Source organism: Rhizobium sp. SVR5-9E, assembly GCF_056755095.1.
The window spans coordinates 1-245 of record NZ_JBNDHS010000621.1 but is presented as its reverse complement, the minus strand read 5'-3'; the positions used below and the strand labels follow the sequence as shown (position 1 = coordinate 245).

Annotated in this window: 1 protein-coding gene; it reads left to right on the top strand. The window is 59.2% G+C overall.

Annotation, left to right across the window (positions count from 1 at the left end):
• The coding region (locus tag ACPYOJ_RS36295) for a molybdopterin-dependent oxidoreductase (RefSeq protein ID WP_481420527.1) at window positions 1-245 on the top strand (245 nt) is incomplete at both ends.

Sequence of the window (245 nt, the reverse complement as noted above, 5' to 3'; positions counted from 1 at the left end):
AGCTTACACTCCCGCCTGGGGCGAACAGATCACCGGCGTCCCGGCTTACCTGATAGAGAAAATTGCCCGTGAGTTTGCCGACACGGCGCACAAAACGCACGGCCGGTCGATGATTATCCTCGGTGCCGGGGTGAACCACTGGTACCACATGGACATGAACTACCGTGGGATGATCAACATGCTGGTGTTCTGCGGCTGCGTGGGTCAAAGCGGCGGCGGCTGGTCACACTATGTGGGTCAGGAGA